General features: G+C 40.1%; 13 protein-coding genes. 11 read left to right on the plus strand and 2 right to left on the minus strand.

The genetic code is table 11. The annotated features are described in order from the left end of the window. Positions 1-5: 5 nt before the first annotated feature. Both MSSIT_RS16480 and MSSIT_RS16485 read right to left on the minus strand, forming a co-directional pair. A complete protein-coding gene (locus MSSIT_RS16480) occupies positions 6-200 on the minus strand; it encodes an acyl carrier protein (protein ID WP_231589933.1) in 195 nt (64 codons plus the stop codon). A 248-nt stretch (positions 201-448) separates the two neighbouring features. After that, positions 449-1,267 (minus strand): 4'-phosphopantetheinyl transferase family protein, encoded by an 819-nt coding sequence (locus MSSIT_RS16485; protein WP_231589935.1) that lies wholly within the window; start codon positions 1,265-1,267, stop codon positions 449-451. Positions 1,268-1,489: 222 nt separating this feature from the next. Between MSSIT_RS16485 and MSSIT_RS16490 the strand changes: the two genes are divergently transcribed. The 11 genes from MSSIT_RS16490 (at position 1,490) to uppS (ending at position 11,063) form a co-directional block, all read left to right on the plus strand. Beyond that, positions 1,490-1,759, plus strand: a complete 270-nt coding sequence (locus MSSIT_RS16490; RefSeq protein ID WP_048173626.1) for a DUF2551 domain-containing protein — start codon at positions 1,490-1,492, stop codon at positions 1,757-1,759. A gap of 634 nt (positions 1,760-2,393) precedes the next feature. Then, positions 2,394-2,933, plus strand: coding sequence for a DUF7344 domain-containing protein (locus MSSIT_RS16495; protein WP_052721700.1), 540 nt, complete (start codon positions 2,394-2,396; stop codon positions 2,931-2,933). A gap of 568 nt (positions 2,934-3,501) precedes the next feature. Next, a complete protein-coding gene (locus MSSIT_RS16500) occupies positions 3,502-4,047 on the plus strand; it encodes a TasA family protein (RefSeq protein ID WP_048173627.1) in 546 nt (181 codons plus the stop codon). Between the two features lie 49 nt (positions 4,048-4,096). Further along, a complete protein-coding gene (locus MSSIT_RS16505; RefSeq protein ID WP_048173628.1) occupies positions 4,097-4,741 on the plus strand; it encodes a TasA family protein in 645 nt (214 codons plus the stop codon). A 173-nt stretch (positions 4,742-4,914) separates the two neighbouring features. Beyond that, complete coding sequence (locus MSSIT_RS16510; RefSeq protein WP_048173629.1) at positions 4,915-5,112, plus strand: TasA family protein; 198 nt, start codon at positions 4,915-4,917, stop codon at positions 5,110-5,112. A 231-nt stretch (positions 5,113-5,343) separates the two neighbouring features. Next, entirely contained in the window at positions 5,344-5,829 is a 486-nt protein-coding gene (locus MSSIT_RS16515) for a signal peptidase I (RefSeq protein ID WP_052721701.1), read from the plus strand. A 524-nt stretch (positions 5,830-6,353) separates the two neighbouring features. Further along, positions 6,354-6,647 (plus strand): hypothetical protein, encoded by a 294-nt coding sequence (locus tag MSSIT_RS16520; protein ID WP_048173630.1) that lies wholly within the window; start codon positions 6,354-6,356, stop codon positions 6,645-6,647. Continuing rightward, complete coding sequence (locus MSSIT_RS16525; RefSeq protein WP_048173631.1) at positions 6,644-7,585, plus strand: PKD domain-containing protein; 942 nt, start codon at positions 6,644-6,646, stop codon at positions 7,583-7,585. Before MSSIT_RS16520 ends, MSSIT_RS16525 begins: the two co-directional genes overlap by 4 nt. Before the next feature lie 23 nt (positions 7,586-7,608). Continuing rightward, entirely contained in the window at positions 7,609-8,727 is a 1,119-nt protein-coding gene (locus tag MSSIT_RS16530; RefSeq protein ID WP_048173632.1) for a signal peptidase I, read from the plus strand. Positions 8,728-8,825: 98 nt separating this feature from the next. Then, positions 8,826-9,833, plus strand: a complete 1,008-nt coding sequence (locus MSSIT_RS16535; protein WP_048173633.1) for a DUF5305 domain-containing protein — start codon at positions 8,826-8,828, stop codon at positions 9,831-9,833. A 288-nt stretch (positions 9,834-10,121) separates the two neighbouring features. Then, positions 10,122-11,063, plus strand: coding sequence for a polyprenyl diphosphate synthase (uppS, locus tag MSSIT_RS16540; protein WP_231589937.1), 942 nt, complete (start codon positions 10,122-10,124; stop codon positions 11,061-11,063). Positions 11,064-11,225: the final 162 nt, after the last annotated feature.

Below are 11,225 nucleotides of genomic sequence, written 5' to 3' on the forward strand. Positions count from 1 at the left end.
ACACTTCACTTCGCCAGTCTGCTTATCAGGTTGGTTATCCCCTCCAGAGAATCAAAATTCTCTGGAGTCAGCATTTCTTCAGGAATTTCGATAGAGTATGTTTCACAGATGTAGTCTATCAATTCAAGCAAACCGATAGAGTCCATGATGCCATTCTGGGTGAGCGAATCATTATCTCCAAGAACAGATCCACGTTCCATGAAAGAATTGTCCTTCAAATAATCAAGTATATTATTCTTTATTTGTTCCATACAATCTTACCCCTTATTCAAATTCAATTATTACGTAAGTAACACACACTTGCCCATATTAGTTGAAAGCCCATATGTAACTATGCGATAGAACTATATAAATAATTTGAAACAATTAGTTGTCATAAAAACATTAACAAGAAAAAAATCAGAAGAGCAAAACAGCATCGAAAGATAAAAGTGTTAAACATCCTATTTCAATCAGAACTGATTTTCCCAAGGCGGCTAATCTTAATAGTATGTGAATCCGAATCAGTAATGAGGGAAAATACGTATTTATTGTCCAGTAAATAACTTGAATAAAAAATATTATTGAAGTCCGGCTCTTTACCGAGAACCGATAACATGGACTCATTAGAAAACTTGCAATAAGCCTCCCTCAAAGTCCACCCGATCAGAATGTAGGCGTCACTTTCCGATTTGTCAGAAAACTGAGACACAGGTTTAAGGTATTTCAAAGTATTTTTCAGTGCCAGCGGTCTTTTAATTTCGACATCAATACCAACCTTGACCTTTGAGACCGCAAGAGTTGCGATATTTTCAGAGTAGGATATACAGATATGCAACTCCTTATGGCTGAGTATATGAACTTCTCCGAACTTATCCTTACAAGTAGAAATCTCAAGGACAGAAGTTTTGTTAAGGAGCTTGCATAAGATATGTTTCAAAACCATTCTGGAGACAATGTATCTTTTTTTAAAATATTCTGTTTTAAGTTTTTCAAGATTTTCCCTTTCACTGTTGTTGAGACATTCCATGCTCAGAGTGTCATAATCACCCAGATCAATAAGAAAAATAAGAACGTCGTTTTGTGCCCATAAGTTGGGGAGATTTTTCAGAGGAACGGAGGAGAGTATGATCGAATTCTTTTTGTACATGCAACTCACGGCATATTTACTATAGTTACTACAATTGGCTGTTATAAAAACTATGAGATTTTCAGCTATTTCGAATTGATCAGGGAAGCTGCATAACAAACCAGTAAATCCATAGTGTACTCCAATATATTTATTCAAAAAAAGTAATCCTAAAATATATAAACGATAAGGATATAGGGTATTCGATTCTTAGCGCCCCTACTTCAGGGTCGCACCTGTTTGGAAATAACAAACATAACGGGATGAATACGGTATTAAAAGAGTAGATTCAAACCAGTAATAAAAAAGTATAATTCAAATTATCATCAAAAACTGAGGTGTCCGAAACTGCAGACTGCGGAAGAAAGGGTAAGAGCGAGATTGATAAAGTATCTCGGCAGGGACGAAAACGGGATACGCAAGGTTGTGCTCAATCTCTTCCTGACCGGAGACAAGTTTACCACCGGTGAAGTTTATGACTTCCTCGATAAAGGAAATTTCGAGGTAAGCTACCGGGGGGTGTCAGCCATGGTCGGGCTTATGAATACTAGGCTTGGAATCCTGAGCATAAATGTCACGGGGGATCATAATGTATATTCCCTGAAAGAGAGTTATAAAAACATAGTCGGCTCTGTTCTTGAAAATTACTGAATTTTTATGTTTGGAAGTTGTATTATACCTACTTTTTGAGAGGATTTGAATAAAAAACCTGAACTACGGGCGTCTATTTCGAGCGAGAATCAAAGTTGTGCCGGCAGACCCCGCTTCAAACGACAAGGTATGTTTGCGCTCCCGCTCCAAATTCCGTACAGGGATACAATAGCCCTGATGCGGTTTGGTTCGAGAGGGAATATCTTCAAAATCCCCTTAACTTTTCACAATTATTTTTTTTGAAACAAGAATAGAAAAAAATTTATATTTAATCGTAGTTTTCTTTAACAGTTTTTACACATATTTTAATTTTTGTGTGAAAATTTACTCGTGAGAGTAGCGTAAAAACTCTGAAACCCTCTTAAAAACCCCCAAGTTTAAGTAAAATTTTCCTGCTCTAATCAAGCTCCTTAATTAGAGTATTCGGGAAGGGTTTACTAAGGTGTGAATTTCATAACTCGGAATTTGTTTCTTTAGACTTATTTTTGGATGAGCCGGATTTCTGACTAAAAAACTCAAAAAGCTCTCAATAGTCTAGAGTCAATGACTTATGGAAGAACTCTAAAGAATTATCCCTATTTCTGAGAATGATATCGCATCCCGATAGTTTACCTCATGTTTATAGAGGGATACAATGAGCGAGCCAGTAAATAATTCACTGGAAATCAGGGCAGATATCCAGAGCCAGCAAGTAGAGTTATCGAAAAGCGATATTTTCGGAGTCCTCCAGAACGACAGGCGAAGATGCGTCCTGGAAATCCTCCGCAAACAAGGAAATCAAAGCGTACGTTCACTTTCGGAAGAAATAGCTCGTCTAGAATCCGGAGAAGAGGATCCAAAAAGCAGCGTCAGAAAAAGTATATATGTCTCCCTGCTCCAGACCCACATCCCAAAAATGGAAAGCCTGGGAGTCGTAAGCCACGATAGAGAACATGACACAGTGGAGCTTCTCCCTGCGGCAAGGAACTTTGACATTTACATGGAAACCGTCAAAAAGGGCGACATCCCCTGGAGTCATTTCTACCTGGGCCTGAGCACCCTCGCAGTTGTCGGCAGTGTAACAATCTACACCGGGCTCTTCGAATGGGTCACAAGCTCCCAGTGGATGCTTTTTGTAAGCGTGCTTTTCATGGCTACTTCAGTAGCCCATATACACAATGTCCGCAAACTCTGAGCGTGAACCCCCCTTTGCTCAGGATTTTTCTCTTTTTTTCAGGAATAGATTACCCCCGCCAACCGATAGTGGTAATCTTCCATTAGGCCGGCGTTAATCCCTCAAATCCCTATTTTTCTCAAAATTTTCCCCGTCCTTCTTGTGGCAGCCATCCCACACTTCGCCTCTTACTTGCCCGTACCCCCTTCTGAAATTATATATAAAGACATTGGATCTGAAGAGAATAATCAAGGAAGTGGCTTCAAAAAAACTCAAAAGTGGCCCATTACTCCCGATCCCATCTCATTAATTGTTCATTACTGCCTCTCAAATTCACAGAGCCATTTGATAGCGTTAATCATCAATTACCCGCCCGATATTTCGGTTAATCCGCCAATAACTATCTTGAAATGAGCCATGGGATGATGTAGCTCAGATTTGCTGAATTAGGGAATGAAACTGGAATTTCCTACGTTTAACCCTCTTCAGGTTCATACTTCATTCCAGGGTTCATACTTCATTCCAGTGACCTCATAGCAAAGTGAGTGGGAAAAATTGGAATAGATAAAATTTAGAAAGAGGTTATACTATGCTTAACAAGAGAATGCTTTTGAGTGTACTCATTATCGGTACTGTTGCTGTTGTGGCAGGCGCCGGGACGTGGGCAGCATTCAGTGACACTGAAACGAGCAATAACAACACCTTTACAGCCGGAACCTTGGATCTTACTTTAGGTCAGTTGGTAACTGGTGGTGTCAATCTTGCAAATATATATCCGGGAGCTAATGGTACTATGGCTTGGGATGTGGAAAATGTTGGATCTATCAATGGAACCCTGAGCTTAGCATTTGATGTTTACACTCCTATTGAAGGAACACCTTCTACAATTACGCCAGCAGGAAACTCTACTATCAATGAAGCAATTCACGTTGAGGTCCTTGCAGGTACTACTTCTCTCTACTCTGGCAGCCTTGCTGGTCTAGAAACCTCAACAATCCCTACTACTGCCCTAGCCACCAATGTAGGACCAACCACCATTACCATCAACTGGGATGTTCCAATAGCTACTGATAATGGAATTCAGGGCGATGAAACTGGTTTCGATTTAACCTTCACTCTCGACCAGGTTGTTTAATTAAGCTAAATAGTGGGGAGCAACCCCACTATTTTTAGGAGGAATCAAAATGAAAATGATACCTTCGGTTCTGTTAATCTTTTTTGTACTCCTTCTGGTTTCTGCAGGTACATGGGCCGCTTACACTGATGTTGAGACGTCTTCAGGAAACACGTTTACTGCAGGAACACTGGATCTGTACATGACAGATAACGGTCCTATTATTGACTATGAGTGGACACTCACAAACATGATTCCGGGCATGAGTAAATCCGGTCAGCTAAATTTATACAACAATGGAACCGTTGCGGATCACGTAGAGATAACATTCTCAACTATTTGTAGAGATCCTGGGGCTGATGCGGGGAATAACGAAGAAAGCGATACACTTGCTGGTGCCAACGGAATGGATAGTTACCTGAAAGTGGACTCAATGTCATACAGTGTATATGGATCAGGAAATCCTGGGACTCTAGTTGACAATGGGATTTCAAGTGTTTCATCGATTACAGACTCAAATGGAAATGGTTTCATTGATCTCGCGGATCTTAACGGCTTAACACTTGATAATCTAGCACCACCTAGACCTAACCAGCAGGATCCAATAGATTTTAACATGAAGGTAACTTTCGATATGAGTGCTCCAAACGACTACCAGGGAGACGAATGTATATTGACAATGCAATTCGACCTGAACCAGGATCCAAGTCAGTAACGGAAAAAACTTGATTGAAAGGGAATAAAAAGAAAAAAGGTGGTTTTTTTCCCTTTCACTTTTTTGTATGATACAACGAAGTTGACACATTACGAACTTGACAGATATTTTGATGATTTTGAATTACTGGACCAGATTGAGATTACGCACCATCTGCGGTAATAACCACACAAATGGGAGGAAAAATAGTTAATAAAAGAATAATTTTGATTATATTCGTACTCGGCTTAGCCGTAAATCTGGCAAGTGTCGGAACATGGGCAGCTTTTCAGGATACTGAAACAAATACTGGAAATACATTCTCATCCGGAACCCTGGATATGAAATCTAACGACAGCTCAACTTACAGCGGTAGTTTAACGGCTACCTGATCATCTCCAAATTTCTAGCCAGGAAATATGTTTGACAGTCCAGAAACCGGTTCAAAAATAAGCAAGATGCAAGAATTCCAGATTCTGTAACTCATACGCTTGGAAGTGAACAATGAGCCAATGTCTTGAGAAAGTATTTATTCCTTTTTGTTTCTACAATAAAAAGGATTATTGATTTTTAAAAGCATGGAATAAATAGTAAAAATTTTCAGTATTTCTCAGGCGTAAGTTATGAAAGTGATAAATACTCTTGCTTTTGTTTTGATCTTTATTATAATCATTCCCATTATTGCTACTATGGTCCCAACCGGCCCGGTCAAATTCATGACCGTGACGGGAAGCAGTATGGAACCCACAATAACGGACAGTGATATAGTTATCGTCAACACTGTAAAGACGCAGCCTGAGGTTGGGGACATTGTGTCGTTTCGCCACATATTTAATGAGAATCAGAGCTTCATAGTCACACACAGGGTGGTCAAAGTTGTGGATGAGGGGTATGTAACGCAGGGAGACGCCTACCCCAGACCTGATGATTTTATTGTCGCTCCCGAAGATGTGGTAGGGGTTATGTTTTTCAAGATTCCGTACATCGGAGCTCTCGTTCGTTTTGCGGGAACTGTGGAAGGGCTTTTAGTACTTGTGATATTACCTGCGCTCATACTGATCCTGCAAGAAGTAAGTGAGATTACCAGCCAAATGAAGGAACAAAAATAAGAACTCGCCCTATTTGATAGATTGAATTTCAGCTTTAAACTTACAGATGTTTCTGCATCTGTTTTTCAGGTTTATATTCGACCGGAAAACGGAAGACAACCGGGAGGAAAATACTTACAGAAAAATTTTAGCTAAATTTTGAGGATAATTCAGGTCTCTTCAACTATATATAAATATAACAAAAGTAAATAGTTTAAATATAGATATTATCGAGATTTTATTGGAAAAGAAATTACATATTTCCATTTCAATCACATATACTTCATGAAATTTTTATCTCGACGAATAGATTAATTCCAATAGTTATATATATGAGAGACTTCTACAAATTTATTACATAATATGCAATAAAATTAAATAAGTAGGAAGATGTAAACAAATCTTCAGGTATTAAAAACATAGTAAGGTCTTAATGATTACGGTTTTCGGTAGTTTCTCCAACCGCATAGATCTTACATTCCGTCCCGGGGACTTTTGGGCTAATTTTCCGTATAAATAGCCCGCTTTTCGGGATTTTTTGAGATATGGATATCAAAATTACAGATGTCAAAATAATTGCATTCAGATTTATTTCTCTATCCCGGACGGAAATCAAAAACTGCAGGTGGAATGTCCAGGTGGAATCTGCAGGTAGGATGGGCATACCTTACTGGAAATTAAAACAATTTAGATCCGGAATCTCAGGATTTATGCGGGTTCCAGGGCCTGAGTACCAGAGGTACAGATTCGGGCAGAGACATTATGGACAATATGTGAATTTAACAGCCGGGGTTTTTCGGGATTTAAAGCAACAACCATTGGTGGCAGGTCATAAATGAGAGCATTCAATAAAATATTTCTGCTGGGATTGGTGTCGTTCTCTCTTATCTTCTCATGTAATACTTTCCCTTATTTTGCAGGTACATCTGCTTCTTTCAGCGATACGAAACACATGAGTGCTGCGATCATCGCAAACGTCTGGGAAAACGAATCCAGCCTTGTAGGGTCCTCCGAATTCAACCCTCTGGAAGGAGGGGGATTCCAGCTAAACACTTCAGGCGCAATAGGGAAGCAGACTTCAATAACCACTTACACAAATTATGTAGGTGAAAAATCATCAAATAACGTAAGTTCAGCAGACAATCTAACGGATAATTACTCTTCAATAGGAAACCAGACCTTTACCCTTACCAATATCACTAACATTACCAATAGAACTAATTATGCCAATGTCACTAACATTACCAATAGAACTAATTTTACCAATGTCACTAACATTACAGATTCGACTAATATTACAGGTTCTACTAATATTACTGGTCTTTCCAACCTTACAGATTCTACCAACCTGACCAAGAACTCTAAAGTGAACAGGACTGTTTCTCTGGAAGAAGCCAGTAACAACACAGGCAGCCCGGATCCGGGAACTGGATCAGGTTCCGGAGGCAGGTCCGGAAGTTCAGATAAAGACAAGGAAGTCGAGAAAGCCCTCCCTGAAGCAGGCTTCATCAGTAACGTCACATCCGGGAACATACCCCTGACGGTCCAGTTTACCGACACTTCTGCAAATGCAAAAGGATGGAACTGGGACTTTGGAGATGGAAACAGTTCTTCCGGGCAGAACCCGGTACACACTTACTCTGTAGCAGGAAGTTACATCGTTACCCTGACTGCAGCCAATGCAAATGGTCAGAGTATAAAAACAGGCCAGATTTCTGTGAGTGAAAACCCCGTAGATAGCTCAGGAAATGAAAGCTCTATGGATAATAATAATTAAGGGGATTTAAATTCCAGCGCGGAATGGAAAACATGAAGGAAAAAGAGACTCTTCAGGTCTTAATTATCCTGTTGATTGCGGTTATTCTGGTCAATGCCTTAATCCCGTTCTTTACAGGCTCAAAGATGCCTCTTATAGTATTGAGCGGGAGTATGACCCCGATGATGATGCCTGGAGATATGATCATTGAGGAATCGGTTGATCCAGATGAGCTTCAGATAGGAGACGTGATAGTTTTCCACCCTCCAGATAGTGATAAAACCGATGCCCTCGTAACACATAGAATCATTTCCTTAGAAGAAGGAGAAGAACGTACCTTCCAGACAAAAGGAGATGCAAACAATGCAGAAGATGACTTTAAGGTACCTGCATCGAATGTTGTGGGAAAATTGATATTCGTCATCCCTTTTGCAGGATATCTTCCCGAGATCTCAAAACACAAGAACATTTTTCTCTTCACGGTTATACTGCCTGCAGGTCTGATCATTCTCGATGAAATCAGGAATATGCTTCTGTACAGCAATCCGGTAAAAGCTCGAAAAGTAGAAAAGGAAAGAAAAAAAATTGCCAGGAGAACCTCTTATTCGGTTAAGGGAAAAAGGCTGGCAACATTTGTTTTAATAAGCGGGCTTATTTTTGCAGGTATAGTAGTGAACAACCTTGGGGAAAACGGGTCTTTAGTCCTTGGAAAGGAAAACACAATAAAGAATCCTGGGACTCTTTCCCGTGTATATGTTATAACACCTGATGACTACGGGAAAAGAACTGATATAAATTTCTGGTATGGAGTAATTACCTCGTCTAATGAGACTCAGGTTTATGAGACTCAGGCTATTGCTCCCGAAGGAGTGATTACCCCGTCTACCTGGAATCAGATGAATGAAACTAAGGTTATTGCCCCTGAAAATACGCCTGCAACGATCAGTACGGTCCCCTATATTCTTCCGGTCTTCTGGATAATTTCACTTGCGGAAATAAACCCTTATCTCCCTGCTGCTGTAGAGATCGGGTTTTATACATTCCTTTCCACATTGCTTTTGTTCCCTCTGTGGCACAGGAAATCAGTTATTGGAAAAAAGAAAAAGAAGATAAAAATCCGCCGTCTGGTTGCACAGTGGAAAAGGACTCTCCAGCTGGTCTGAACTTACAGGATAGTACAATTAAATAGAGTCTCAGAGGGGTTGAAACACTGGAAACTATTTTTCTTAAACTTAAAAACAGCTTAATAGGCAGAGCGAAAATGCTTACCGTTGTTTTCTTATTGATTATGGTTTTTTCCGGACTCTGGATATATGAGAAATATACAGAGACGTCATATGAACAGGAAGAAGTCCTTTCCTATACACAGTACGGCACGTATACATATTCAGCCTCCGTAACGGAGCCTAATCCTCTCTACCCGGAAGGAACAAGGCTTGAAATGGGAAAAGCTGCCTATTTCTTTGCCGTGTCTCCTACTCTGGATGTTTCATTCATATACAGCTTTGAAGCCGCAGATTCTGCAGACCTCGATGTGGAGGCTGAGACAATGATTGTGGCCAGTGGGAAAGAAGGGTCAGGAGAAGAGCAGAAAATATTCTGGCAGAAGAAGTTCTCGGTTGGGGACCCGATAACCGTAAAAATGGAAAACGGAGACATTTTTATCTATAATTTCACCCTTGACATGCCTGAAACAAAATTAATGGCCAAAAAGGTGCAGTATCAGCTGAACTACTCCTCGGACCTGGCGATAGAAATTGTTACTACCGTAGATTATGAAGGAAAAATAAATGGACAGAAAGTTAAAGGTACAAAAAATTTTGCTATGCCTATCAACATCGTTTCTACATACTACCAGGTGCCTGCAGAATTGGGGTCCAGAGAAGATACGTATAAAAATATCAGGGTGAAAAGAGACCCCTCATTATCAATGATCAAATTTCCTCTGTTCTTATTTTTTTTAAATGCAATCCTGATAGGAGCACTTATTCCGATAGGGAAAATGAAAAAAATTGACACGGAATATATAGAAAAAATAGAAAAAGAACGTAAAAAAGCACCTTTTAAAGAGTTTATCAGCAAAGGCAAAATTCCCGAAAACCTGAACTCCTTGCTGCAGGTTGAGATTTCTTCACTTAAAGACCTTGTAGATGTCGCCTCTGATATAAATGAAAGGGTAATTCATGATACCGCATCCGGAGAATATTTCATAATTCATAATGGGACATTATATATTTTCTTTGAAGACCCTTCAGAAGAAGAATATTAAATTCCTGGATAAAATGATTTTGTATTCCTCTTAGAGAGCAAATCAGTAAAGTATTTCATGAATTAAAATTAATTTAGTGAGAGATGAATTCCCTTAAGAGACGGATTTCCCCTATTGTTAGTATGTTCATAGGGGTTATAGACATTCCCCATAGTACGCTTTCCAGCAAAAAAGATATTAATTATCCAGAACTAGAGGGAATACAGAATTTTGCGTATAGTAAAAAATCTACATAGACAAGCCTGGAACCGATATATTTTAGGGGGAAAACAGATTATTAGCCAAAAAATGGTGCCGTGGAATAAAGAAGCCTTCCGGGCAGGGCTTCGCTTTGTGAAAAACCGAACTTTCAGTATGTTCTACCGGGAGTATGAACAGCTGCTTGAGAAGGAGATTTTAAGTTCTGAAATCCCTGACCACATAGCTGTAATCATGGACGGGAACCGCAGATATGCGGGACAACTGGGAAAGGCTCGAAGTTTCGGGCATGCTATGGGAGCAGAAGTCACCGAACAGGTTATTGAATGGTGCTATGAGATAGGAGTAAAAGAGCTCACCCTCTATGCCTTTTCCACAGAGAATTTCCAGCGTTCGGAAGAAGAAGTTGATGGACTTTTCAACCTGATCAATGAGAAGTTTCTGAAACTTTATTATGACAAAAGGACCTACGAAAAAGAGATGCAGGTCCGGGTAATAGGAGACAGGACAAAGCTGCCGGCTTTTCTGACAGAGTCCGTTGAAAAGATTGAGAAAGCCACCGAACACCATCAAAATTTTAACCTGAACGTGGCTATTGCTTATGGGGGCAGACAGGACATAATGCAGGCAGTGCGGGATATTGCAGCCTGTGTTTCAAGTGGAAAACTTTCACTTGAAGATGTTGATGAAAACCTGATATCAAAACACCTCTACCCAGCTCCGGGAGTGTCTGTCCCGAACGTGGACCTGATCGTCCGCACCGGAGGCGACGAAAGAGTCTCCAACTTCCTGCCGTGGCAGGCTAACGGCAGCGAGTGTGCAACTTATTTCTGTGCTCCTTTCTGGCCGGAATTCCGAAAGATCGATCTTCTTCGCTCAATCAGAGTATATCAGGCCCGAAAAGACGAAAAAAATCAGGAACAATCATACCGGGTTTCAAAAGTTGTAAATTTCCTCAGAGTAGGAAAATACGGGGAAAAAGGCGAAGAACTCGGGCAGCTCCTTCCGGTAAAAAAGCAAGGAGTGTCTTGAGGTCTTAAATACCCGTGGATACAGACTCAATAACCCTTTTTTGTACTGTACGGATTCAATAATCCTTTTTTTAAAAAATTATCACCCTGGCTCCCGGCCACGGGAAAAAACTCCTTAAAGTACCGATATATTGATATTCCGGTGACGACTATGTAAATTGGG

It is taken from the genome of Methanosarcina siciliae T4/M (genome assembly GCF_000970085.1).
Lineage (GTDB): Archaea > Halobacteriota > Methanosarcinia > Methanosarcinales > Methanosarcinaceae > Methanosarcina > Methanosarcina siciliae.